A 26,042-nucleotide genomic window follows, 5' to 3' on the forward strand; every position below is an offset into this window, starting at 1 on the left:
TTCATTTAGAAGCGATAAACGTATAGTCGTGTTCCATAAGCTTCTGCAGGTATTCATCGAAACTGCCGGCGATGACCCGGTAGTTGTCTGGGTCGTGCAGGAAACGGACCACTTGCCCGGAGATGCCGCCGGGAGCCGGGTTAAAGTCGAGGTAGAGTTTGGAAGTACCGCCATTGTTCATACAATCGGAAAAACACAACCAGCGGTCCATATTGACGGCCGAATCGATACCGGTATCTACCAGGTCCGGCGCCTCGTCAGCGTCTTCTCCGTATATGTCCCGTATGCTCACGCTGTATTTGTTTTTTTTCAGTATCTGGTCAACGGACTTCAGGTAATACGGGTACCGGTGTACGTCGGACCCTAATATTAACACGGAAACGGTATGTTCACCATATTCCCGCCAGTAGGTGCCGTCGATTTTTGAGAGCAGTTGCAGCAGCGACGCAGGACAGTCGGGGTAGGTTTGCTGCAGTCTTGCCAGTTGCGCAGGGGTGGCTCCCGAAGCATAGGCCAGCAGGGCTTTGTCTTTTTCAGGCAGCCGCTCCTGCAGGCCGGCCAGGTATTGCTCAACGATGTTTTTCATCTGTGTAATTTACAGCAAAAACATATTCCATCCCGTCTGTTTCATCCATGACTTCATCCACTTTGATGAAGCCGAGGGAGGTCACCAGGTTCAGCGACGGCAGGTTATCCGGTGCGATGGAAGCCACAAACCGGTGGACCTGAAAATGCTCCCGCGCCCAGTTGAACATTGCAGTCGCGGCTTCCCTGGCGTATCCTTTTCTGCGGTACGGTTCAAAGACCTGGTAGCCGATTTCCACGGCGTTTTCCAGGTAGTCTTTGGAGGCGTGGGGATCAGGACTGGTGTGAAAGCGGATAAGGCCGATGGTTTTATTTTCCCCGCTGAGGATGATGGCGCGTGAAGCCCAGGGTGGGTAGCTGGCATCGGTGACTAGCTGCTTTTTGTCGTGATGCAGGCTGCTGGGGTGGTCCAGCATGGCGGCGGGTATCCCGGCTCCGAGGAGGACAGATGCTTTCTCCAGATTGCCGGCAAGGCAGGCGTCTCTTACCTCGTCGCCTAGTAAGCGGAGGGTGAGCCGTGGAGTGATGATGTCTGTGGAGGGCATGTGGTTGGGTTTTAGGTGGATGAAGATGGACCTGCAATTTAGGCATTGGGAGTTAAATGAGTGCAGGAGTGAAAGTGAATCAGATTAAAACAATAGATAGAAAGTGTAAAACAAACTGCAAGTAAATACCAGTTTGTTTTACACTTTTGCGTCTTTACTTTATTGAGTTATTTTTTTTAAGGAAGTAATATACTATACAGCCAATTCCAGATATTAAGCCAACAGAAAGTAAATAAAATGCTGGAATAACAGACTCTGACGGAAACATTATGAAGGACACTCCAGCTAGATATTTCATATCGATGTATTCACCCACATAATGTTGATCGCAGAAGGTCATTCCTACTTGTTTGAAATATTCGTTGTCTCTATACTTAAAAACAGCGATGTGTTTTACTTTAGTCCCAATACAACTGTTGGGGAGTTTTGAGATTTGCATCTTCACAATAATACCATCTCTTTCAACCTGAAATTGCCTGTAATTCAATAGAATTGAAACTATGCACCCCAAAGCTATAATAATCCCACCCCAAAAATATATTTTCATATTACCTAAATGGTTTTAAAAAATTGATTCTTCTAATTTCTGCATCATTTATGTTTGCTTGTAACGGAGAGTTCTCCTTTACAGGCTTTCTTAAATAGTTCGAGGTTTCCTGTAATGCATTTCCTGCTGACCCTCCCGCTGTATTTTTAATAACTTCATTAGTTACTTGTTTTGTATTCAATGTCTGCACCTGAGTATTTAGTTGGGAACGTAGAGATCGCACGGTTGCAGCCCTTCCTGAACTGGTTGGATCGCCTATCGTTATTCTAATTGCTCTATCAAGCTGTCTTTCTGTCGCTGAAATTGCATTAGCAGTAGCTCGGGTGGAAATTGGACTTATTTTCGCTGTTAATAAGTCTCCCACTCTTGAAGCACCAACATCACTTAGGGTTTGTGCTACACTTACGGATCCGTCTCCAGCATATTGTTTGGCGGCTGACTCTGCTGTTAATCTGGTTAAATTAAGTGCTTCCACACCTACTTTGCCTGCAATAGAAGCAGGGGTAAGCGCAGACAGGCCTCCGGATAGCGCGCCTGATACCGCTGAAATACCAATTGACCAGAAATCAACCTCTGTAAACGAAGCTCTAAGTGGTTTTCCGCTTGCTAAGTTCTTAGTTACTTGTGTTCCATAGTCAACAGCTGCTCCAACAATGGCTCCTACAATACAATTGGGACATTTCCCATCAGGGTCATTATATTTAATAGGATCATTTTTAGCAAAGTGATAAGGGCTGATTCTTTCTTGTTCACCACTTTCTATGAGTGGATCAATTTGTAAAAATCTTCCTATCTGCTGATCATATGTCCGCGCATTAAAATCATACAACTCTAATCCCGATCCATCGCTAAACTCTTTATGCTGTAGTTCATTCCCATTATACTTCAGCCTGTTCTCCGCATAATTACTTCCTTTGAGTGCATTGGAACTAATCCCCGCAATCGTCAACCCAAACGGATAATAATGCGTTTCTTCCAGCATTGGTCCGGACGCCTGCGTCACCACTAAATTATCAAAGAACACATCCTGCTGTGATTCATTACTGGTGTATACATACAGGAACCCGTTTTGGGTGATTGGCATTCTGTCTGTGCCAAGGGTTTGCAGCTGATCGGCTTCTCCGCTCACCTGTTTAACGCCACTGTTTTGATCGACTAATTTAAACTGATCGTCGAACAATACAAAATTAAGGTATGCTTTGGGCTTGCCTTCCGGCTGGTCGGGACTTTTTTCTTTAAGCCGCTGGTATTGATTATTGTAGAAGTTGGTGTTAAACGGTGTACTGTTGTTTCCTGTCTCAAATCCATGCTGACTGCCAGCCTCTGCCTGTCCGCCGAACGCCTGTACCAGTCCCGCTACCATGTCTTCCGGCAGGGGCGCTGTATTTTTGGCTGCGGGCCCCTGGGATTTATAGAAGGCGCGGGCATTTATCTGGACGGTATCGCCAGCCATGACGCGCAGCACCAGCGACGGCCCGATTTTGTTTCCGCCGGTATTGGCGTTCAACTTCGCAACAGCTGCATTCTTGCTATCCGTGTCATCATCAGGATAGCCTGCCGGTTTGGGCACCCGGGTTTCGTTCACATTGCTGAAAAGCGCTGTTTCAACACTGGCGCGGGCATTTTCCATGGTAGCGGCATACATGGTGAAATCTGTCTGCTCAGTGAGTACCATGCGGATGTTACCCAGGTGGTCCTTGACGAAGTAGTCGTATTTGTAGTCCAGGGGCGTTCCGGCCTTAGCAATAGTGCGGATACGTCCTTCCTCGTGGCTGATAATACGTAACGTATCATTGGTATACTGGAACATGCCGGTATAGTCGGTGACGGTTGTTTTACCTGTGCCGGTTTGGTCCACTACTATTTTCCTTAATTTATTCCCGCCAGCGTCATAGGTATAGGTGATATAACCTTTGCCGGTAACGACAATATTTTCAGGGAGATTCAGATGATTGTAGCGGATCGTCAGCTGTTTGTTTTGATCAAGTACCAGGTTGCCGTTAAGATCGTACTGATAGTCCGGGGATTCGTCATTTTGTTTTTCCCGGAAATCACCCAGCAGCGTATTGGGATTATTTTGTTTATCAGTAACGAAAGATAATTTGTTGCTGTTAGGGAGATAACCATATTTCAGGCTGTCTATCTGTTTAATAACACTGCCCTCCATTCCTTTCTGGCTCATGGACAGTATGTTGCCGTTGGCATCATAGTTCAGATTGCTGACAGAGAAGTCCATTTTTGATTTTGTCCAGGAGGCGGTTCCTTCCAGTTGGCTGAAATCTGCGGCAGCCAAACGATTAGCCTGGTCATACTGATAGCCGAAGGCCCTTGCCGTTCCATCGGAGCGGCTTTTCCATTTCGCACCGGCGATGTTGCCGTTGAACTGTTTCCCGGAGAACCCATAATCATAGCTGAGCTCCTGGCCAAACCAGTTGCCGCTGGTTTTGCCGGTAGCAAACTTTCTGTTGATACCTTTCAGCCATCCGCGGATATTGTATTCATATTCGAGCGTCTCCAGCTGACCGGTACCGGTTACCCCCAACCGCTTGGTTTTCATCTGTCCCAGCTCGTCGTAACTGTTGTTAACAATGGTCCGTTGCAAAGCAGGATTGTCATTAATGCGTTTGCTGATTTCATCTACCCGCCCTGCATGGTCGTAATGCATCATTGTCAGCACTTTGGTTTCCGGTGTAGCGGCGCTCTGCTTGTTGCGATGATGGACATAAGTACTCAGTACTTTACCACTGAAATCGTACAGCGTGGTGGCCACGTCCTGTGCTCCGTTCAGGTTATCACTGATCGTCTGTACCAGCCGGTTGTCATCATCATAGTAATTGGTGGTGGTCAGCCAGGTATCTGTTCCTAAAACCCGTATGCGCGTTCCTGTGACCATTCCTTCAGGGGTTGTATTGGTTTTAACCGGTTGCGCGTATAGGTTGCTTCCTGCCTGCGGTTTGCTGAAGTCCGTGGCCACTGCGGCCTTCAGGCCATCATAGGAGTAATGGTCGTAATAGGTGAAAGTAAGTGGCGTTAGCGCCGCTGCGGGTACGTTGGGCAGCGGGTTGGTAACAGGCAGGTAGATGCTGCCGTTTGTTAAGGACGGATCCACACGGAAATCCAGGTTATCGCCATTGGCGGATTCAAACCCGGGTTCTATGGTGATACTCTCCCGGGCTTCATAAAGCTGCCGGTCATTTGTTTTAACAACCAGGTGCGTGACACCCGGGAAATCATATTGTACGCTGCCTGTACCGGTAGCGGTATTTAACTGCTGCTGCAATACTGCCCGTGTGTAAGTATTGGTGTCAGCTGTGTATAAGGCCGTTTCCACCACGCGATTAAGGCCATCATAAAAAGACATGAGCCATTGGCGCTTGCTTTTCAGGTTTCCGTCACGGGTTAGTACCAGGCGGTCGCGGATGTCATATACCATCTCTACAGGAGCGGCCCCTGGTACTTTTTTTATAATCATCCGGTTACGTTCGTCGTACTGGTACTGAAAGCATAGCTCTGCCGCCACAGGAGCGAGGTTCCAGTTGCCGTTGATGATCTGTGCAGCCCGTGGAGGTATCACAAATCGCAGATTGCCGGAGTCATCATAAACATAATAAGTGGAGAGCCAGTCATTGTTTAACTGGATTTTTTTCAGTATCAGCCGGCCGTCTTTGTCGGTAAAGGCGATGGTGGTCTGGCCCTGTTCGTCGGACGAGACAACCTTATAGAGCTGTTTGGCGGCATAAATGCCCGGGCTAACCGGTAAACTCTGGTCGTCCGTTATCTTCCAGATGCGAACAGCGTCCTCCGCGGTATTAGCATCGTAACCCTGGTTTACAGGATGACTACCACCTGTTTTCGCCCAGCTGTTGCCGGGATGATAGGTCTTTAGTACCCGGTTTAACGGCGACGCTTCAAATTCAACCTCACTGTAATAAACAGTTTCATTGACAGCTCCCGGGTTTAATGTCTCACTTTGATAAAAATCTTTCTGGTCGGCGAAGGGGTTTAGTTTGAATTTACCATCGTTGGTATTGCCGGTTTGCGATGCGTAAGGCAGATACTTCAGTTTTTCCCGCCCAACCGCGTCATAGAGGAACATCGACACAATGTCTTTCCCGCTGCCGCTCATCTGTTTGCTGACTGTCTGCAGCGGTCGGCCGATGGCATCAAAATATGCTGTGGTCAATTTTACTTCAGCCGCGGGACGTCCTGCATTGGCCACATCTGCCGGATTGGTCAGAGGCATGGAGGGTTCCCAGGTACAGATATAGTTCCGGAGAACGCTGTCATATCCGGCTGCCGGCGACAATGGGGCCGCTATCGGTGGTTTGTCGGTTTCCGCCGGTACATTCTGGGCGGAAGCGGCTTCACAAAAGCTGAGTATAGGGATGACCAGTTTTACGATCAGGTTAACTGACTTTCTGAATTTCATATTGTATAGTATGCTACAATGTTAGTAGAATAAGCGTTACGATGGCACCTGGCTATTTTGGCAAACAATCGGTGGCCTGTCCATAATAGTTGTAACAGAGCATTTTCAGTATTCTGTTATCTGCATCGCGCACGATCTGTAATCTGCCCAGTTTATCATAGGAGTATTTTCTGAGAATATTAACCGGTGAATTCTCAGATGTCATCCCTACCAGCGGTAGGTAGCTGTAAGTGCTTACTGCCGCTCCTTTAGGATATATCGTAACATCATCGACAGGCTCTACGGCGTTTACTGTCGGATTGTTGCCGGTTAACGGCTGAATCACTTTTTGCCAGCTTCCGCCAGTGTATTTCCAGTAGGCGAGCAGGTATTCTTTGTTGTCGGGTCTTACAAAGCTGACAGACAACGTGCCTCTGAAGGATTTATTTCCCTGATGGGCTACATCAGCAGTCACGCCGGTCAGCGTGCTGTTTTCGAATCCTTCGTAATATATTTCATTCGCTTCTGCATTATCCGCTTTCATGACAGGGTAAGCATCGTTGTAACTCCATATAATGGAGGACGTGAAGTTACTGCCGGCGCTCATGGACTTAATATTACCCAATGCGTCGTAGGATTTATAAATTACTGCGGGATACATTGTTTTGCCCAGATTAGAAGTGAATACGGTATCGGGTCTGATAATCCTTCCGTTATTGTACCAGTCTTTATAGCTGACTGTCGTTTTGTTGCGTTGAACCCCGTTGACGATATTTTCTTCTTCTACAACAGGCAGGATCATATTCCGGTCAATCATCTTCTGAAAAATCCCTTTCGGGTCCTGCCCGGCCGATACCTTATCAGAAGGGTATTTCAGGCTGATAATAGCTGCCTCGTTTCTGCTATTGGTCCGCTCTTCCCGCGAAATCATCTGGTTGCCGGCGTTATAAAAATAGTTGGTCGTGGTAGTGACGCTGTCTTTCATCAATGTTTTGCTGGCCAGTGTTACCCAGGGAGACTTAACATCGTAGTAGCTATACCCAAATTCGTACACCCTGTTTTCTATTCTTTCCGCGTCGGTATAAGTTCTTGCACAACAGGTTTTCAGGGAATCGGCCAACCGAACTACCCGGAGATAACGTGAAGTGACCAGATTAGGATCATTCTCTTTGTCATTGAGGTTATATTTGTTCACTTCCTGCTCTACCAGTTTTTCAGCACCCGACGGTGTGACAGCAATGACATCTTTCTGCAGGAGCAGGCCTCTGGCGTAGCTGCGGTCGATTAAAGGGAACTGAAGCCCCCATCCATCTGCCTCAAAACCGGTATAAATGCCGTTCATGTTGACAGGGCTATAACCATTGTAAGCATTACTGTAGTAATAGTCGGTTCTGCCGGTGTTTCCGCTATAGTCAATGACTTTCTCTGTTACTTTGTCGTAACCCACATAGCCTCCGCCTGTCATACCCAGTACTGTCACCGGTGTAGAGCTGAAAGTCCCCACCATAATCTGTGAGAAACTGCAGGACTGTTGTCCATTTGCGTCGTACATTGGCCCACATGAAAATGCCCTTCTGCTGATGGAGTAATTAACGGGTGTACTGATCAATATACCGGAGGATATTTCCTGGGGTTTGTTATCCACTACACCCATTTTCGTATAAGTATACTGTTTTTGGGTCAATGGCTTATTATCGTGACTATAAGTCGTCATTTCTTTTATCCGGATACCCCCGGCGGTGTTATATTGTGCCTGAGACTCGGTAGTGGGAGGATACCACTTCATGTATTCGAAGAAAACCGAAATGTCAGGCATTCTCTGAAATACCGGACATTCCCCCCGCGGCTTAATACAGACGATTTCCAATACAAATCTTATTTTTCCTTCCGGGAAGCTTGGAAAAAATCCTTCTGATTGATAGTGGAGGTTTTCCGTACCATCACTGTTGTATGTGGGGTTACTGATTAGTTTGTCATCGTGAGCGTTCCATTGATAGAATATACTTTCTTTTCCGTCTTTGTCAATTGAGTAGATGATAAACCGGGGAAGCCAGGCATCCTGCGGCTCTACGCCTCTCATGTAGTTGTGTACATCTATAAAAAGTCTGCATGATCCGTCTACCCGCTCTTTGGAGTCAATAGTGCTTTCGGTGTGGCGGGAACCTATAAATGAGGCGGCAGTGCCAAAGCCTCCCGGAGCATAGTAACCAGGGATCTCCTTCGGCGGTTCAGCTGTACGGTCATACCGGTTCACTTCATAGGTAAAAGAGGTAGATCCGCCGGTGGGGTATTTTATCCTGATCAGGCTGCCGGCGGAAGCCTGGTTTGAAGCTACCCTGTTGGCTTGCGCCACAGGAAATGGATTTTTGTATTTTGTCATCGCCGGGTGGCTCTCGATCATATTGGTATTACTATTTGCGCCATTATAGTAACCCCATCGGTCCTGCGCATCAGAAAAGCGGTTGGGCATTGAATATTTATCATATTCGAAGGAGTAGTAATCCTGTGTTATTTCCGGCGCCGGATGTTGCACAATACTCAGCAGATAGGGCCTGTTAGCGTTATTGTCATATTTAAATTCATACTTGTTGATGATGTCTTGTTGAGCATTCCGTACCACGATGCTATCCAGCAATACGCCTGAGATATCCGCACGCCGTGTCTTTGCATGCAAGTCGATCCTGCCGTCTTTCCAGGTGATGGCCCTGAGTTGGGTCTTGCCGCTGACTGCATTGGTGGCGGCACCCGGATTAGTGGTACCGTAATATCCGTATCCGGCGTTTTCCAGCATGGTGGTAGTCAGAAAATCATTCGGTACTGCCTGTGGCAATACCAGTGCCTGTGATCCTTTTACGTTGTAGAATTCGCTTTTGTCTTCGTAGGTGAAGACAATGCTATCCTGTTTGTTAGGAGATACGATTTTATTCAGGTACCATCCGTTGATATTACTCCTGCGCACCATTTTATCATCATCCTGGTAGGTGGTTTTCTCCTGTGCTCCGTCCTGGCCAAGGAAGTAAGTGACACCATTGTCGTCCAGTATCTCCCAGTAACGCTCGCTGAGGTTCCCGGAGAAGAAAGCAGGATAGTGAATTACTTTCAGGTTACTGACGGGCATGGATTTCATGGAGCCGTCCTTATCGATGAAGAATTTTCCGCTCTTTCCGGCGAAGTTGAAGAAGTACCAGTCTGGTTCGGTGTCATAAGGTGTTACGCCAGTCTGACTGGCCTCGCTTAAAATCTTGTAATCCCCTGGCTGCCTGGCATCAAATACTTTCGGAAAGTTATCCAGCTCGGTCCGCGTTCTCATATAGCCGTTCATCTCATCGTCGGGAATGCCCTGTACCGTGCGGGTGATCATCCCGCCGGCTTCCAGCGCCCAGCCGGTCCCCACCCAGGAAGCCACATCTTCCACTTTGATACCGGAGGCATGGTAAGATAATTGTACCGGCAATGACAGATCGCGTAATGAAATAGCGTAGAACGGAACGTTGATATTGGTGGTACCTGTGTGTAAACTTACCGGCCATTCCCCGTATCGCCCCAGGGCAGAGGCTTCCGGCGATGAGGGTATCACTTTTACAGGTTCCTTCAGGGGAGGACGTTGGCCCTGGGCCCGGACAGATAAGGTTCCAAACAATGTACTGCAGCATAGCAGTACTCCTAATATATTTTTCATGGTACAAGAACTAGCCCTGCTGCACATAGGTTTGCAGCGGCTCATATAGCATGGTTATCAAAAAATGTTTCAGCAAAAGAATAGCATATACTATTTTTTTGGTGGTGCAAAGTACCTCCTTTTTTAAACCCGGCCAAAAATAGTACAGATGTTTACCGATTGATAGTATGCAAGGGGGCAGGGAGTTATATGGTGGAAATAAGCTTCCTTGCCACGTCGCAATCAGCCCTTCAAATTGTCTTATCCGGCCCCCTTCATATTCCGATCTTATCCCCATCTTTGTTGTGTTGAAACAAAATACAAACAAGTGGAGCAGCGACCACTCTTAAAAAACGGGCGGAACCGAAAAGCCAGACGAGTAGGAAACAAAAAAGTCTATTTTATGTCAAACAATACTGTCTCCCTGCACAGAATGCTGAAAACATCACCGGACAAAGTTTTTCGTGCCTTTACAGAGCCGTTGGCGCTGGCTGCGTGGTTACCTCCTTACGGATTCCTCTGCACTGTTCATGAACTGAACCCGGTAGCTGGTGGTTCACATAAAGCGTCTTTTCATAATTTCTCCACAGGTAATGGTCATTCTTTTGGTGGTACCTACCTGGAAGTAAAGCCCAATGAGTTCCTGAAATATACCGATCGATTCGACGATCCTAATATGCCCGGGGAAATGATCACTTCCGTCTGGCTCCGTCAAACAGTGGCCGGTACGGAGATTAAGATTACACAGGAAGGTATTCCGGCAATGATCCCGGTTGAAATGTGTTACCTGGGCTGGCAGGAGTCGCTGGAGAAACTGGCTAAACTGGTAGAGCCGCAGATACCTGATGCCTGATTGCACGGCTATACGTTTTTTAAAAAAAAGAGAACGAATATGAACGCTATTAACGATACCATCGCCGGACTGGAGCTGGCACAAATAGGCTGGGTGGTGCCTGATATACACGCCGCGGTGAAATTCCTCTCCGGGGCGTTGGGAATCGCGGGTTTCCCTGAACCGGAACATGTCCGTGCGCAGGACCTGGCTATGACCTACTATGGAAAGGTGGTAGCTGCCGAATGGCTCACCACGCAGACATATAACGGTGGCACTTTCATCGAGCTGGTACAGCCACTTTCCGGCCAGAGCATGTTCCATGACTATCTCGCGCAGTATCCCGCCGGCGGAACGCAGCATCTGGCGTTCCGGCTACCGGTAAGCGACTTCGGACGGGTGACTGACGAGCTGCGGGAGCAAGGCTATGCCATTATCAGTGAAGTGGACCATCCCATTGCCCGGATGGCGTTTTTCGATACTTATAAAACGCTGGGCATGGTGACGGAGATTATGGGTATTACACCGGAAGGATGGACGGCAGTGGAACAAATGAAGAAGTAGTATTACCCATGCTACAACATAGATCGCAGATAGGAAATATTGCTTACGATTTGGGTATGCTCCATGGGATTCCAAATCCCTGCCACGTCTCCCTGCCCGGATATTGATAATAGGTAAGCGGTTCTTTCCAGTAAGGAATATCCGCTTCATCCAGCCTGATGGCCTGGAGTGCATCCAGTTCGGGATTACCCTTCACCAGATCTTTGTAGCCTTCGGGGTAGTCTTCGTCATAATAAATAGCTGTAAGGCCGAGTTCCTCCCCCAATTCTCTGATTAGAAAGTGGCGGAGACTCCAGGCAGAGATAATAGTGTCGAAACCATAAACAGACATGACAGGTCTCAGTCCACGCCCTCCGTCAGCCATCAGAAATGTATGTGCTTTTATAGGGAGTAAACGAGGTGCCTGGTGATACCACTCCCGGAATATCCGGATTTTCTCGTCATCAGATTCCGGGCGCGGCCCCCAGGACCTGAGCCAGGACCTGTTGACACTCAGTATATCATCGATGAAGTGGTCCCCCACCCAGGTTAGCCTGCTTTCGATCCATTCTTTGTCCGTCAGCCAGTTATAGAAAAAAGAAGGCCGGTAAGGCGGTGTCCGGAATTTCCCTGCTTTCTTCATTTCTTCTGTAGCTACATTATCTGCAGGCGGTGGGTCCTGCTCTTCCTGCTGCCCGCTTTCATCCTGGTCATAGTATTTATCTATGGTATGCAGTATCCTCAGGAACGTTCTGTGTTCGACGTCAAATTTGATGGAATATTTTGATTCCAGTCCGTCGATTTGCGCCTCTGAGAGTGGCAACCACTTTGCACCATAGATGGACTTTTGAGGATCCACTTTATGCCAATATGATTCTGTTGTTTCTTTTACCCAATAAAGAAAGTCGGCCAGACCTTCAGGGAAAATGACCTTGTTATTCATAGCTACTCCTGTGTACGCTTTGTCGAACTAACCCACAATATCATTCAGTGCCCGAAATACATTCATCGGGTATTCCGCCAGCCGGTTGCACAAATAGAGGTACCATTCTTTCCCGTAAACGAAATACAATTTTGTGGGATAGCCCTCTGCCTTTAGTTGTTCCAGCTGCTCCGTCTGGATGCCATACAGGCTCTCAAACTCGTATTTTTCCTTGTCCGGTTTATATTGATGGATCAGCGCTTTGGCTTGTTGCTGTATTTTATCATGATGCGTGGCAATGGAGCACAGGTGCCCGTTAGACAACAGTTGCCCTATATAGCCCAGGTACGCTTCATCCAGTGCTTCTCCCCTTGGCATGGACAGGTGAGGGGCGGTTTCAAAGGCGCCTTTTACGATCCTGATACGACCGGGTGTTTTCAGCAGTTCGGCAAAATCATCTTTGGAGCGGTACAGATAAGCCTGCAGGGTAATACCCAGACCGCTGTATTCTTTTATTGCACGTTTATAGGTGTCGAGGATGGCATCTGTACGTTCGGTACCTTCCGCGCTGATGATGACTTCTGTATTTCCTTTTGCTGCCGCTGTGCAGATGGTCATCAGGTTGTTGTAACAGAGGTCTTCTGAAACAGCCAGCCCGATATGGGAGAGGTCCAGCGAAACGGTTGAATAGAGGTTTTGCCGGTGGATATCCTGGCAGATCTTCACAAATTCACTGGTAGCTTCAGCCGCCTCCTGCTCATTCCGGGTACTTTCGCCCATAAACTCTACAGAGCATTTAAACCCGTTTCTGTTTTGCTGTACTACTTTGCCGACCGTTTCTTCCAGCGTTTCTCCGCCGATGTACCTGTCGGCAGCTTTTTTCAATACGCTGAACAGGACCTCGTTCTCCAGCAGAAATTCCTTTGCCTGTTCGTTTAACGCCGCTTTCCTGAGTGCCGTTGAACCGATACTTAATAACTTATCCATTAGTGTCGCATTTTAGCAGCTAAAGATAAGCATAATCCGCCCGGGTAGCATTGTCAGAAAGGACTGAAATTATTTATAGGAATGCAATCCCAACTTGTTGCCCTCGGTGTCAGTAAAGATGGCAAAGAAGCCGTTCTCCGCATCTATGAGGGTCTTGGGCAGGAGTACTTTGCCACCGGCGGGTTCAATTTTATGGAGTAGGTTTTGCAGATCGTCGCCGCCGTTGAAGTAAACCAGCGTGCCGGTCGCGGAGGGCTTATAATCATCTCCCTTTACCAGGGCTACATTTACCGGGCCTTCGCCACCGGGGAACAGTCCCATCTGTGTTCCCTGCATGTCTATCTCGCGGATACCGATGTTGAAAACAGACTGGTAAAATTTTACTGCCCGGGCAAACGAGTTGGTGGGAATTTCCACGATTGAAATGAAGTTTTCCATGTTTCCTGAAGTTTTTGACAAAACTACAGGTGCCGGCTGGCCTGGAATTGTAAAATTGCGACACTAGTCCCGGGAGTATAACAGCGCTGAAAGCGCCATGGAATCGTCGTTCAGAAAATACCGGGGACTTACGCCCGTAAATTCCCGGAAATCTTTGATAAAATGGGCCTGGTCATGATAGTCGCGCTCATAGGCGATGTTGGTTAAATGCCCCGGCTGTTCATGCAGCAACATTTTCAATACGGCCTGGAGCCGTATTACCTTGCCCAGCTGCTTGGGGCTCATGCCGATTTGCCGGATAAATTTCCGTTCCAGCTGCCGCCGTTTGGATAGGTCCACCTCCAGGATGGAATGGATGGAGGTGCTGCCTTTTTTCTGTAGCAGGGCGTCTACCGTCGATTTCACGATCTGGTCGATCGTTGCCTGGCGATTCAGCCTGTTCAGCAGGAAGGCTTCCATGATCTGTATCCTTTGCGCGGTATCGCGGGCGTCGATGATGTCCCGCGTCAGCTTTGCGGATGTTTCCGGGCCGAACAGTTGTTCGAGCGGTGTTTCTTTATTGGCCAGCTGCTGAATAGGAAGCGTAGTGAAATTGGCGAAGCCATATGGGTAAAAACGGACTGCGAAGGAGTGGACATGCCCGGCGGGCTGTATAAAATAAGGTTCGGTGATTTGCCCCAGTACCATTTCACGGGGTTGGATAATGAACGTATCCTCCGATACAAACCGCCGGATGTCATCTCCCAGAATAAAAAATAATTCGATGCACCCGTCGGGTAGCACCCGCTGCCGGGGTGCTTCTTTTTCGGCCGGGACCGTTAATGTCCAGTAACATTTGACGAACGCGCTCAAATCCGGGTGCGGCGGAAAAGTTTCGTAGGTCATCGATTTTTTTAATTCCAGTTATCGACTTTGACGTCATCGGGAAAAGGACGTCCCTTGCCCGTTTCTACCAGTGATTTCAGGCTCATCAGGAAGACGGCCCATTTGGTACTGCAATGATGCATGAACTCAACAGGTTCCTTCCAGTCAAGGTGCTTAAATAGCAAAATGACATAGTCGCCTTCCTGCTTCAGCCCGAAACGGATGGTAGTGCCGATCCATTCCTGTGGCCCGTCGACCACTTCCCATTCAACCAGTCCGGGCGATTGGAGGTTTGTTACTTTCATATCAAACCCATCTGTGCCAAACCGGAATATAACGGTGTTTCCGGCCTGGTCGCCTTCGCCCCGCGTGTCGGTGGTCCACCAGCCTGCGAGGCCGTCCCTTGTGGTCAACGCACGGTACACCTCATCCATGGATGAAGTTTTGATCCCTATACGATGTAAGATGTTTGCCATAACGGATTGTTTTCTCAAATGTACCCTTTTATGCCAATGCCCGCAGCGGGTGATACAGACAAAATCGGGGGGTGATTTGGACACGGGATGTCCTGATATCAATCTACTTTCTCTATAAAATAAAAATAATTATCAATGTGAATTATCACCGCAGTTATACATGGTAATTTCATAGCTCAACCAATAATCACTTTTGCCAATAACTGATCACTTGAAACCCAATTCCTAAATTCCCTCAAGTCAAAACTATGAGCATTAAATCCTTCTACGTTGCAGGCGGCGTTGCCGTGCTCCTGCTGCTTGGCGCATGTACCAAGCAATTGAAAAACGATCTTTCCGATCCTTCCAATGCATCAAAAGAAAAACTCGCTGCCAGCGCTGCGCCGGCCCCGGATCCGGACGGGTTAAAGCTGCACACGTTCCTGAGAGCCAACGGGCCTGCTTATGAAAGCTATACGGTAAGCCTCCAGGAGAGCGCTTCCTTTACCACCAAAAACGGCAGGAAGTATACTATTTACCGCAACGCACTGGTAAAGCCCGACGGCAGCCCTGCTTCCGGCACCATCACGTTCACCGTGAAGGAAATCAGTAACGCCGCAGGCATGATCTTCGCCGACAGGCCTACTGCTACCAACACCGGTGCGCCGCTGGAATCCTTTGGTGAATTTTTTGTGGCCGCCTCACAAGGGACCACACCACTTAGATTGCGTAAAGACAGCGCCATCAGCGTGCAGGTGCCAGCCAAAGCCGATGCGCAGCGCATCCCGATGTGGAACGGAGATACCTCCATCACCGTTAATACCAGTGGTTATACTTATTTAAACCAGTTTATTACATTGTCCAGCACCGTGAGCGCCAATAAAGGGGTGGACTGGCAGCAGATAACCAATCCGTCTTCTGCCTATGCGCTGTTTGACGGTACCAACGGTACGCTCAACTTCAGACTGGACAGCCTGCTCAAATGGACCAACTGCGACCGGTTAATGAGCCTTCCCAATCCCAAAACCACTGTACTGGCCTACTTTAATTCCAACTATAATCCGGCCACAGGCAGCAGCTTCGGTGGCGAAGAGCCTACTATGCTGTACTTTAAACCTGCTGGTATTAATAGTATCATTAAATTCTATAATACTATCTTCACGCCGCCGCCAGGCTTTGAAGGCTTCCTGAGCTATCAGAACGCCATCCCGGTTGGACAAAGCGGCACTTTCCTGGCCATCTCTTCTATCGGCGGTCAATTCTATGCCGAACAGAAAACAGTAACGATCGCTGCTCCCCCTGCAGGCAAGAACTACACCTCCATCACTTTTAACCCTGTTCCGGTGAGCGCAACCACACTCATTGCGCTGATCAACAGCATGAACACCAAGTAATCAGCTATAATAAAATAGCCGTTAACGGGTTGATTAACGGCTATTCTTTTTATCTTCTTTTATTGCGATCGCTTAATTTTTCTGCTTCTCCATCTCTGCCACCCTTTTTTCCAGCGCTTCATTCTTTTTGTTCAGCTGGATGATGTATAAGGTCAGCTCCTCCACTTTCTGCAGCAGGGTGGCGTTCATATTGCCAATGTCGATACCGTTTTCCTGTACTTCTTTTGCTGTCGGCACATCGGGAAGATGTTTGTGCTGCTGGATATAGGCTTCCAGTTCCTGCAAAGAAGGCAGCTGGTAGTTTTCATGAAACACAAAATCAGCCCAGGAAGTCTGTTGCGTTACTTTTATTCTCCTGGCGCCTACCGTACCTTCCACAGCAAGTTTGTATGTACCGGGGTTGAGGGTGCCAATGCCTACATTACCATCTGCCCGTACGCACAGCAGGCTTTTGGCTCCTTCGTTAGTGACGCCCGAACCAAGAGGGCTGACACTACTGGCAACATTCAAAGCATAGTAGTTGGAAGAAGTACTTTCAACGCCTATCATTACGCCATATTGTTGGCCCCATAATAAGGCTGCGGCAGCCCCGGAGTTGTTGTAAGCCACTGTATGCAATACATATCGGGGCTGTGGAAGCCCGATGCCTACTTTCCCGCTGCCGTCCCGTTGTAATACCAGGTTCCCGCCGGCCGTTGTGCCATTGGTAAAGGTCTGTATGAGCCCGTAACCTTCGGCGCCATCGGCAGTACCGGCTATCCGGATATTGGATTTGGCGGCGTCCCCGATCTTCAGCCCGAAAGTATTGGTGCTGGTGGCTATGTCCAACGGGGCAATCGGCGAGGCGGTGCCAATACCAACGTTGCCATCAGACTTGACTACCAGTCTCTCCTTCGGTGTACTGCCTGTGACAAAAAGAATATCCTTGCCTTGTACGCCTGCCTGTAAAATAAGATTATCATAAACATTAAAGGGGTAGGCCATCGTAGGAACACCGCTACGGTAAATAGTAGGCTGATTCCCATCGGCGCCCGTCGTGTAGGCATCTGCGGCCCCAGCAATTTTATCTTTCCGCCGATATTTAGAGTATTTTCTCCTACGCCGCCCGCCGGGGCCATGCCTATCCAGACATTTTTAGTGGTGTAATTTCCGTTGTCGGTAACAGACTGGAGGGTCTGGGAAAACGCGCATAGGGAGCTGCAGAGCGCTGCTACAGTAAGGGATGTAATTTTCATTATGGATTAACTTTTGGGGTAAAAATAGTTGTTTTCAGGCATTACCGAAAGAAAACGAAAATAAATAAAACGGGATGTCCCACCTCCGGAAGTTTTAAAATTTTTCTTCACCCTGCTGACATAAGGTTGTCAAAACCCGGATCTACTTTTGTTAAACAATCACTCAAAAAACTATCCAAATGGCACAATCATCAGTATTACGCGGCATGGCTACACTTACCTTTTACGCCGCAGACCACGCAGCAGCAAAGAAATGGTATACCGAATTCCTCGGCATAGCCCCCTATTTCGACATGCCCGGCTATTTCGAATTCCGCCTGGGCGACTATCAGCACGAGCTGGGAGTGATAGACAGCCAATACGCCCCTCCGGCCAGATCAGCAGACACCGGCGGCGCCGTTACCTACTGGCACGTGGATGATATTAAAGCCACTCTCGACCGGCTGCTGGCGCTAGGTGCCACGGAGTTTGAACCCATTACCCAACGCGGGCAGGAGGGGAGCGGTTTTGCCACAGCAGCGGTAACAGACCCTTTTGGAAATATCATCGGTATCATGACCAACCCGCATTACCTGGAAATTTTGCAGAAAAAAAATAATATATAGTGATGGAAACACTGGACGGAAGACAAGCCGTATACGCCCCCACCAGGGCCGAATGGCGGAAATGGCTGACGGAGCACAGCCAGACGGAAACAGGTGTATGGCTCATACAATATCATAAAAAAAGCAAGGTACCCTGCCTCTCTCTTAATGATGCCACGGAAGAAGCTCTGTGCTTCGGGTGGATAGACAGTAAAGCCAAAAAACGGGATGAGGAAAGTTTCTACCTGACATTTACACCCCGCAAAGCAAAAAGCAAATGGAGCAAGCCCAATAAAGAACGGGTGGACCGGATGATCGCAGCGGGGCTGATGACATCACATGGCCAGGAAAAGATCGACCTGGCGAAGCGTACCGGGATGTGGGGGAGGACTAAGTAAGACTAGCCGGAATCAATCTTTAGTGCCCTAATTCCAGCTGGTTTCGTATGAGCTCGAAATATTTTTTCCTGCTGCTGACTAACTCGGTATGGGTGCCCTGTTCAAGTATCCGTCCCCCTCCAATACGATAATCTGATCAGCATTTTTAACGGTGCTTAGCCGGTGGGCGACCACAATGACCGTTTTACCTTTTAAAAAGGCATTGAGGTTGGTCATGATGTCCTTTTCGTTCCTGGCATCGAGTGAACTGGTTGCTTCATCAAAGAAGAGTATGTCAGGATTGTGATATACCGCTCTGGCAATGAGTATCCGCTGTTTCTGCCCCCCGCTGAGATCAGCGCCGGCGTTGCCTATTTTCGTATTGAACTGCATGGGCAGCTGTTTGATAAATTCGGCCAGGCATGCTGTACGCGCGGCAAACCATAGCTGGTCAATGTCCGGGTTGTCGTCGGACAGCGCAATATTCTCTGCAATAGTGCCACTGAATATATACCCGTCCTGCATAACGATACCGCACCGTCCTCTCCATATATCTGAGTTGATATCACGCATGTTTACATTATCAATATAAATACCTCCTTTTTGCGGGTGATAAAAGCTCAGCAGTAATTTCAGCAGCGTGGTCTTGCCGCTGCCGCTGCTGCCCACGATGGCTGTTACCCTGCCCGCTGGGATAAACAGGGAGAGGTCCCTTAAAACATAAGGATGATGACTGCCATCGTATTTAAAACTGACGGATTGAAGGTGGATACCCTGCACAGGTAATGGAGGCGTTTTTTTGGATGCATCATTCTCGTCCAGTTTGCTGTTGATCTCGTCAATACGGTCAAAGGATATTTTAGCATCCTGCGCCGTCTGGAAGAACTCTACCAAAGATTCCAGCGGAGAGGATAACATGCCGGTGATATACCCGATACTCAACATTTCACCCATGGTGAGATCTCCCCTGATAACCCACAATGCACAAAAGGCATTGATGGAAATATTCTTTAGCTGGGTGATGGTGTTTACGCCCAGCACCTGGTAGAGGTTCAGCCGCAAAGAGCGGATTTTCAGCTTATATACTTCTAATTGTATCTTTTTCCAGAGGTTAATCTTGCTGTGCTGTGCGTTATTGATTTTTACTTCTCTCATCCCGGTGATCAGCTCAATTTGCGCATTACGATTCTCGGCAGCTAATCTGAAGTTGTAGTAATCAATGTTTTTCCGGTGGTTTTGAAACAGGAATATCCATCCCACAGAAAAAGCGCTAAGCAAAACAAACAGCGGGAAAATCGCAGCATTATAGTGCAGCAGACGGATGGATAATACTACTATCAGTATGATGGAAAATAACGTCTGGACAATACGTTGGGTAAGGAAAAGTTCAATTCTTTGCTGATCTTCGATGCGTTGCAGGATATCTGCGCTCATCCTGTTGTCAAAGAAGCGAACGGGTAGTCTGATCAGTTTGAAAAGAAACTGGGAAACCACCTGCATACTGACCTGCGTGCTGAAATGGACGCCAACGAGACCCCTTAGCCATTCAAATACAATTTGTCCCAATAAGATACAACCCTGAAAAAGCAGTACTCCCCAAACGACAGCCGGACGGTGTGCCATCACGCCTTTGTCTACAAGTCGCTGCATGGTAGAAGGGAAAATATAGGCCAGGGCGGTACTGGCTCCCAGGAAGAGCGCCAATAGCAATAACTTCCAGCGATGTGTTTTTAAATGGCTTAATAGAAAAATAATACTTTTCTTCCATTCCGTCCATCGGCTGGTGGCTGGCAGCGTGGATAGCGCGAAATTTTCATTTGGCGCCAGGAAAAGCGCCACGCCTTTTTCGTGGCCGCCTTTCCAAAGACTTTCGAACTCATTGGCAGGAAGTTTTATCCGTCCAAAACCAGGGTCGGAGAGATAGAACATTCCTTTTTCAGAGATATGATAGAGGACGACGAAATGATCCTGCCGCCAATGCAGAATACAGGGCAACGCTGCATTATGCTGCAATCCGTTGACGGTGGTTTGAAAGGCGACCGGGTTGAAATGCAATGCACGGGCCGCGATGACGATGTCTCCCATGGTGATACCGGTACGGGTTACGCTGCAGAGCTCCCGCAGGTAGGAAAGCCGGCATTCTTTCCCGTAGTATTTCAGGATGATCTTTAAGCAGGTAGGACCACAATCTGAGTATTCCAGCTGCGAAAAATGAGGAAATCTCCTTTTCATATTGTACAGTTTCTATGCAATTGAACTTGTTGCAGTAACGGGCTGGTGTTCCTGTTTCTGTAAAACTATTTCCAGGAAGTCGGGATAGTTGGCGTAGGTCGTGACGTCAAGCCCGTTAGCCGTCAATAGCGTTGTGAAGTGCCTTGTGGTCAACTGCTGGAAACGTCTGGGCGAAGCCTTGAAAGTACTGAAGTGCTCATTGAGCAGGTGTGCAAAGGCGGAGATGTCGCCATTGTAATACGCCTGTTGCAGGCGGATCATTTGAAAAATGTCTGCGTTACACACCGGGTTGCCAGTCGCAGCATGTACCCGGGTAAAAAGCTGCTTTAGGAAACCGGCCTGGGATAGTGCATCAAATGCGCCGGGGCGTTGCAGTTCGAACATCAGGTTGTTCAGGATGTGAATGGTCATCGAGCGTTGTTCTTCGGCGGGTACTGCCCTGAAAGCTTCCGTGATATGGGGTTTATCCGGTTGATATACACCGGTAAAGGAAAAGTGAAAGAGCGAAACGGCTTCCTCCAATGTATTGTCCAGGTCTTTCATCCTGAAGTATACCCGTAGCCTGTTAAGCCATTGCTCTTGTATGGACGATACAATAAAAGGCGATAGCAACACCTGCTGCTCACAACTTTTAATAGCGTAGCCAAGTTCTGTCAGCGCTTCGTCCATGTTTTTACGCACATGCCACCGATATGCGGACATGGCCCGGTACAACAGGTCCATGCCGGCTTTTACACGACTGTCGAAGTTACGGTCGGTTTGCTGGATTCTTTGATATAACAATTCACCGGTGTGCAGCTCTTTCTCTTTAAAATATCTTAAACACTCCTCATACCGGCAAAAGTGATAGTACATCTTCGTGAGTTCTTTAGCGTCGAGCGTGTCGGTATAGTTGTTTTCAAGCCGGTGGTAAACATGATACGATACACTTCCGGAGCGGGTGGCTTCCGGGGTGTAAAGATTTTTATACTGTGCCAGGATGCTGTTAATTACTGCTGTTAAGTTAGCGTTCTTCATGGTCAATGACTTTTGAGGTGAGACTGATAATTGCGGTGTGCCGGTATTATTCTGTGCCGGCTTTATCGGCAGCGAGCATTTTCCTCATAAACAGCCTTTCATCCATATTGAACTTAAATGAAGGGCAGGCGGGTGTGCCGAAGTGCCATTCTTTAGGGCAGCCTCCGCCGCACACCGGCAGAAAAGTACATTTCTTGCACCAGGTGTCATTATGGGGGATTTCATCATACCATTGGCGCATCAGCGCGTTGCTGGTATCAACTTTTTCCGGCTGGCGAAGGTTGCCTGAAACAAACGGCGTATTGAAATACGATGTGGTGTATGGCACATCCCAACAGGTAGATATATTGCCATAGGCGTCAAATACTTCTGCGGATTCATCTACCACCATACAGGTATAAGTACTTCTTTTGGGCAACAACACTTTATGGTCCAGGGCGCCGTATTCCTGCAGGGCAAGAAATACTTCAATTTCAAACTGTGCGAAATCTTCCTTGCTGATGCCATGTACGGTGCTGGCGCCATTGTCTCCCCAGTCATGTATAGGGGAAATATAGAAACCTACTTTGTTTAGAATATCGGCCTCTTTCATCATTTTTAGGAGGTCCATCACATTGTCCTTATTTTCGGCATCGACATTGCATCGGATGTTTATGCGGGCTTGTGACTGCTGGTAGAACGCGGAGTGGGCAATACTTACCACATTGTTGAAAATAATATCAAAAGAAGCCGTGCCGTTTTTGAGCATACGGCGCTTGTCGTGATATGCTGCGGTGCCGTCAATCGTTATCTGATAATCCATGATTTTATACTCGGTGACCAGTTTTTGGAACAGGTCCTCCCTGAGTGCGAGGGCATTTGTAATGATGTCTGCCGTATATTCCAGGTTGTGAGCGGCAGCGATCTCCATCAGCTTACGTGAGTTGTATTCGATACTGCTTAGTCCTGTAATGGGTTCGCCTCCGTACCATGTAACAGACAGGGTTTTGATCTGTCCCGATTTGGCTTCCACGGCTTCGCGGATGCGGTTGACCATCAGGTCCGCAGTGTTTTCGTTCATCACGTGTTTGGAATGCGACTGGCCACAGTAGTTACAGCCTAGCTGGCAGTTGGCGGATGGTTGTATCGTGAAACTGAGTGTTCGCCTGTCTTTCACCCTCACTTTATTAAATGATAATATGGTTGCCAGCTCGTCTTCTTCCTCCGGTACAAGTATTTCATGGCGAATAAAATTTTTCAGATGGGTGAGGGGCAACTGCTCATAGTTCCCCGCCAGCAGCAGCTCCAGATGTGTATTCAGTACTTCTATGGCGATGCCGGTACGTGTCACATAAAGGATAGCATGAAGGGGTAACAGGTCGGGGTCTTTACTTATATATACGTATTTGGATAGCTTGAATTTCATGATGGCTGATATTAAGATCAAAGAATAACATGTCTGCCATAAGATGACAGCCACTGCATACTGCCTTACGGGACAGTCGTGCAGTGTAGGCTGGGAATGACTAGTATATCTTGCAGCTGTTCTGATCGCAACTGCTGCAGGAAGTGTATTGGCCGCAGCTATTGGTGGTGCAAACGCCGCCGTCGTCGGAAACATCGTCGCAGGGCCCGCCGCTGCCACCTTGCAGATGAAAGAGATTTTCCTCGTTGATAACCACAAATTCTTCCTGGTTTTCAACTTGCTTTGCGAGTGATTGTTGCTGTTGCAACATCAGCGCTTTTAACTTTGAATTTTTCATGATGAAGAATGTTTTAAATGAGAAAAGGGCATAGCTTATCGCATCTGTATGCCATTCAGATGTGACCGATGTTGCAATCATCGGTCGTATATATATCCGGAATATATATTCAGCGTAGGGTTAAAGGCTACTACCGTATTATGTCCGCTGATATGCGGGGTTACCTAAGGGATTCAAAGTGTGTTAAATGGTTAGGGAAATATGATACTGCCTGGTTATCTTGTTCTGTTGGCCTCTTCGCTATTGCCCGGGTCTTTTTTTCTAACAGTCTTAACTTTATTGCTTCCTATTTTTTTAACTATGGAAAGTCTGATGTAACGGGTATCACTGAATCCGGTCATGTCAGACACGGAAAGTTCGTTGATGCTGTAAAAGTGTTTTAGCCGCTGGGTATTAAATATGTCTCCTGCGTAGAAGGATACCGAGAGGTTATGTGCCGGTATGTTTCGTGTAAAACCTATTCCTGCTTCCCCGAAGCCGCTGATTTCGCTGTTGGCAGTTACCATCTTGCTAAAGTAACTTCCGTTAATGGAGGCGTCTATTTTACTGCCGAAAAGGTTGGTGAACTGCTGGGAAAGGTTACACATGTATAAATAGTCGCTGGTACGGATGTGTGTTTGCGGTGCGTCCACCTGTTGCCGTTGCAGCGTAAGGGTGTTGGTGAGACTAACCTTCCACCGGTCTTTTATGATCGACTTATTGATCACGCTTGCTACGCTCCAGTTATCCGCATTGCCATAATTGAACCTGTCGAGCAGCGTTGTATCCGGAGGGATGACGATCGCTATTTGTTCAAAAAGACGGGTGTTTTTCGTGTAGCGGGCCATGAAAATATAATCGCGGTACATCGTGTAGGCCAGCTCCATCATAATGCTATTGGAGGGCCTTAATTCGGGGTTGCCTTTCACCAGATATTTATCGCTGATCACGAAAATGAAAGGGTTTAATTGTACATATGCCGGCCGCCGGATATCACTTTTCACAGAAAAGGACAATGTATTATTGTCATTAATGGTATAGTTGATGTAAGCGGTGGGAAAAACATTCAGATAGTGCTGGTCGTAGGATTCCTTTGCTGTGGCAAGTCCGTTCTTTAAGTTGGTTTGTTCCAGTCTGGCACCTGCTTTTACTTCCAGCTGTGTATTGATTTTTTTGGATAATGAAATATAAGCTGCGCTGATCCATTCCTGGTATGTGAAATCATTTGACCGGAGGCTGTTGGGGATCCAGTTGCCGTTGGTGAAATTATCAAAAGCCAGGAGGTTATTGGTGCGGGTATGGGAATACCGGACGCCGGCCTCCATTTTTACTTTTTTAAGAATCAGTTGACTGTAGTCTGCCTTAATAGCGTAATTATTGATCAACTGCCGGGTATCGGTACGATTTCCATTATGCACAACTCCGGGTGTCTGTTTATTATAGGAGAAAAATTCGGCCTGCTGATTATTTTGGTAGTTGAAATAGTCAGCGCTGATGGCTAATTCTCTTTTGTGTTTCTTATCGAGGTACTGGTAGTTAAGGTTTAAAGAAAGAAAGTTGGTATTGCGTGTTTCCGGGTTGGTGTTGGTGTATTGTTGCTTTTGGTTAGCAGTGTTGATTTCATTGAACCCGCTGTTGTGGTCATTGGAGTGAGTGGTCCGGAAGTCGATGGTGCCTCCCAGGGTGGAGGAGGGGCTGATGGTATAATCCGCCGAGGTAGAGATGCCGACGCTGTTTTCCGGTTTTTTTATGGTTTGGTTATGGACCAGTTCCTGTTGTCGGGTATTTCCCAGGTAGTTGATAATATTGTCACTGTAAAAGAAGGCGCTTCTTGAGCTGCCGTTTACCAGCAGTTGCTGCCCGAACCTCCGGTTCCGGTAGTTGAGCTGTAAACCGCCGCTGGGTGTGTTATAGGTAGCTTGCCTGTCAGCCAGGTTGATACTTCCGTTCAAGCCGGTTGATTCGTCTTTCCGGAGTAATATATTAATGATGCCTCCGGGGTTGCCGGCTTCATATTTGCTGGAGGGGACGGTGATTACCTCGATGCTGGTGATATTGTCCGCGGGCAGACTGCTTAAATATTGCTGCAGGTCCCGGCCGCTCAAAATGCTTCGGCGATTGTTGATGTATACGGAAACGCCCTGCAGTCCGAGTATTGATAAGGTGCCTGGTTCCCGGGCGTTGACAAGCGGCGTTTGTTTTAGTACGTCCCATACATTGTTGCCGGCCACTAAACTGGTATTCTGCACATTAAATACAAACCGGTCTATTTTCTTCTCAAATACAGGCTTGGCAGCGGTGATGGTGGCGCCTTTCAGTTCTGTGGGGGCAGGCTTTAGCGTTATTGTAACGAAGGTATCTTTGAGCAGGTGTATCTGCAAACTATCGGCACTATATCCCATGCCGTTCACTTTCAAGGCATAAGCGCCCTGGGGTAGGTTATCAAAGGAAAACCGCCCTGTTTTTCCCGTCACCGAATTATAAACCTGTCCGCCTGTTCCGGACAATGCCACGTGCATATTGGGTAATAGTTGATGATTGTTGTCTGCCACAATTCCCTGTAAACCGTATTGTGCCCACATTGGGAGCCAGGCTAAGAAGAGGAGGGAAGTTAAACTAAGGGCCTTTAAAGACATAGGAAGATTGAATTATCTTCTGGTAATTAACAAATTAAGGTTATTCTGCCGGGCATCTTCTC

The 26,042-nt window shown here is 47.9% G+C and carries 21 protein-coding genes; 5 read left to right on the forward strand and 16 right to left on the reverse strand.

Going from position 1 to position 26,042, the window contains the following annotated elements; genetic code table 11:
• Nucleotide 1: 1 nt before the first annotated feature.
• The 5 genes from HF324_RS08490 to HF324_RS08510 form a co-directional block, all read right to left on the reverse strand.
• Nucleotides 2-586, reverse strand: coding sequence for an SMI1/KNR4 family protein (locus HF324_RS08490; protein ID WP_168862289.1), 585 nt, complete (start codon nucleotides 584-586; stop codon nucleotides 2-4).
• On the reverse strand, nucleotides 570-1,130 hold the full coding sequence (locus tag HF324_RS08495; RefSeq protein ID WP_168862290.1) for a GNAT family N-acetyltransferase: 561 nt from the start codon (nucleotides 1,128-1,130) through the stop codon (nucleotides 570-572). The genes HF324_RS08490 and HF324_RS08495 overlap by 17 nt, the downstream gene beginning before the upstream one ends.
• A 154-nt stretch (nucleotides 1,131-1,284) precedes the next feature.
• Complete coding sequence (locus tag HF324_RS08500; protein ID WP_168862291.1) at nucleotides 1,285-1,677, reverse strand: hypothetical protein; 393 nt, start codon at nucleotides 1,675-1,677, stop codon at nucleotides 1,285-1,287.
• Nucleotide 1,678: 1 nt separating this feature from the next.
• The gene (locus HF324_RS08505) at nucleotides 1,679-6,106 is read right to left on the reverse strand and encodes a DUF6443 domain-containing protein (protein WP_168862292.1); all 4,428 of its coding nucleotides are present in this window, start codon (nucleotides 6,104-6,106) and stop codon (nucleotides 1,679-1,681) included.
• Between the two features lie 52 nt (nucleotides 6,107-6,158).
• Complete coding sequence (locus HF324_RS08510) at nucleotides 6,159-9,764, reverse strand: hypothetical protein (RefSeq protein ID WP_168811390.1); 3,606 nt, start codon at nucleotides 9,762-9,764, stop codon at nucleotides 6,159-6,161.
• A 382-nt stretch (nucleotides 9,765-10,146) separates the two neighbouring features.
• Between HF324_RS08510 and HF324_RS08515 the strand changes: the two genes are divergently transcribed.
• Both HF324_RS08515 and HF324_RS08520 read left to right on the forward strand, forming a co-directional pair.
• Entirely contained in the window at nucleotides 10,147-10,596 is a 450-nt protein-coding gene (locus HF324_RS08515; RefSeq protein WP_168811392.1) for an SRPBCC family protein, read from the forward strand.
• A 39-nt stretch (nucleotides 10,597-10,635) separates the two neighbouring features.
• A complete protein-coding gene (locus HF324_RS08520) occupies nucleotides 10,636-11,139 on the forward strand; it encodes a VOC family protein (protein WP_168811394.1) in 504 nt (167 codons plus the stop codon).
• Nucleotides 11,140-11,182: 43 nt separating this feature from the next.
• Here HF324_RS08520 and HF324_RS08525 read toward each other — a convergent pair whose 3' ends face one another.
• The 5 genes from HF324_RS08525 to HF324_RS08545 all read right to left on the reverse strand — a co-directional run bounded on the left by HF324_RS08525 (nucleotide 11,183) and on the right by HF324_RS08545 (nucleotide 14,805).
• Nucleotides 11,183-12,061: a hypothetical protein gene (locus tag HF324_RS08525; RefSeq protein ID WP_168862293.1), complete on the reverse strand. Its 879-nt coding sequence runs from the start codon at nucleotides 12,059-12,061 to the stop codon at nucleotides 11,183-11,185.
• A gap of 27 nt (nucleotides 12,062-12,088) precedes the next feature.
• Nucleotides 12,089-13,027 (reverse strand): proline dehydrogenase family protein, encoded by a 939-nt coding sequence (locus HF324_RS08530; RefSeq protein WP_168862294.1) that lies wholly within the window; start codon nucleotides 13,025-13,027, stop codon nucleotides 12,089-12,091.
• A gap of 69 nt (nucleotides 13,028-13,096) precedes the next feature.
• Nucleotides 13,097-13,465, reverse strand: a complete 369-nt coding sequence (locus HF324_RS08535) for a VOC family protein (protein WP_168862295.1) — start codon at nucleotides 13,463-13,465, stop codon at nucleotides 13,097-13,099.
• Nucleotides 13,466-13,528: 63 nt separating this feature from the next.
• The gene (locus HF324_RS08540) at nucleotides 13,529-14,350 is read right to left on the reverse strand and encodes a helix-turn-helix domain-containing protein (RefSeq protein ID WP_168862296.1); all 822 of its coding nucleotides are present in this window, start codon (nucleotides 14,348-14,350) and stop codon (nucleotides 13,529-13,531) included.
• An 8-nt stretch (nucleotides 14,351-14,358) separates the two neighbouring features.
• Nucleotides 14,359-14,805, reverse strand: coding sequence for an SRPBCC family protein (locus tag HF324_RS08545; protein WP_168862297.1), 447 nt, complete (start codon nucleotides 14,803-14,805; stop codon nucleotides 14,359-14,361).
• Nucleotides 14,806-15,053: 248 nt separating this feature from the next.
• Between HF324_RS08545 and HF324_RS08550 the strand changes: the two genes are divergently transcribed.
• Nucleotides 15,054-16,178 (forward strand): hypothetical protein, encoded by a 1,125-nt coding sequence (locus HF324_RS08550; RefSeq protein ID WP_168862298.1) that lies wholly within the window; start codon nucleotides 15,054-15,056, stop codon nucleotides 16,176-16,178.
• A gap of 72 nt (nucleotides 16,179-16,250) precedes the next feature.
• Here HF324_RS08550 and HF324_RS08555 read toward each other — a convergent pair whose 3' ends face one another.
• Complete coding sequence (locus HF324_RS08555) at nucleotides 16,251-17,162, reverse strand: hypothetical protein (RefSeq protein ID WP_168862299.1); 912 nt, start codon at nucleotides 17,160-17,162, stop codon at nucleotides 16,251-16,253.
• A 430-nt stretch (nucleotides 17,163-17,592) separates the two neighbouring features.
• On the opposite strand from HF324_RS08555, the gene HF324_RS08560 reads away from it, so the two are divergent.
• Both HF324_RS08560 and HF324_RS08565 read left to right on the forward strand, forming a co-directional pair.
• The gene (locus HF324_RS08560; protein WP_168811410.1) at nucleotides 17,593-18,018 is read left to right on the forward strand and encodes a VOC family protein; all 426 of its coding nucleotides are present in this window, start codon (nucleotides 17,593-17,595) and stop codon (nucleotides 18,016-18,018) included.
• A gap of 2 nt (nucleotides 18,019-18,020) precedes the next feature.
• Nucleotides 18,021-18,395, forward strand: coding sequence for a YdeI/OmpD-associated family protein (locus HF324_RS08565; protein WP_168862300.1), 375 nt, complete (start codon nucleotides 18,021-18,023; stop codon nucleotides 18,393-18,395).
• A gap of 78 nt (nucleotides 18,396-18,473) precedes the next feature.
• On the opposite strand, the gene HF324_RS08570 is transcribed toward HF324_RS08565, so the two are convergent.
• The 5 genes from HF324_RS08570 to HF324_RS08590 all read right to left on the reverse strand — a co-directional run bounded on the left by HF324_RS08570 (nucleotide 18,474) and on the right by HF324_RS08590 (nucleotide 25,926).
• On the reverse strand, nucleotides 18,474-20,606 hold the full coding sequence (locus HF324_RS08570) for a peptidase domain-containing ABC transporter (protein WP_168862301.1): 2,133 nt from the start codon (nucleotides 20,604-20,606) through the stop codon (nucleotides 18,474-18,476).
• Nucleotides 20,607-20,618: 12 nt separating this feature from the next.
• Nucleotides 20,619-21,623, reverse strand: coding sequence for a hypothetical protein (locus tag HF324_RS08575; RefSeq protein WP_168862302.1), 1,005 nt, complete (start codon nucleotides 21,621-21,623; stop codon nucleotides 20,619-20,621).
• 46 nt (nucleotides 21,624-21,669) lie between these two features.
• Nucleotides 21,670-23,028 (reverse strand): radical SAM/SPASM domain-containing protein, encoded by a 1,359-nt coding sequence (locus HF324_RS08580; RefSeq protein WP_168862303.1) that lies wholly within the window; start codon nucleotides 23,026-23,028, stop codon nucleotides 21,670-21,672.
• Nucleotides 23,029-23,128: 100 nt separating this feature from the next.
• On the reverse strand, nucleotides 23,129-23,365 hold the full coding sequence (locus HF324_RS08585; protein WP_168811417.1) for a hypothetical protein: 237 nt from the start codon (nucleotides 23,363-23,365) through the stop codon (nucleotides 23,129-23,131).
• Nucleotides 23,366-23,580: 215 nt separating this feature from the next.
• Nucleotides 23,581-25,926 carry a TonB-dependent receptor gene (locus HF324_RS08590; RefSeq protein ID WP_168862304.1) on the reverse strand — a complete coding sequence of 782 codons (2,346 nt, stop codon included), beginning with the start codon at nucleotides 25,924-25,926 and terminating at the stop codon, nucleotides 23,581-23,583.
• Nucleotides 25,927-26,042 lie beyond the last annotated feature (116 nt).

Source organism: Chitinophaga oryzae (assembly GCF_012516375.2).
Classification (GTDB): Bacteria; Bacteroidota; Bacteroidia; order Chitinophagales; family Chitinophagaceae; genus Chitinophaga; species Chitinophaga oryzae.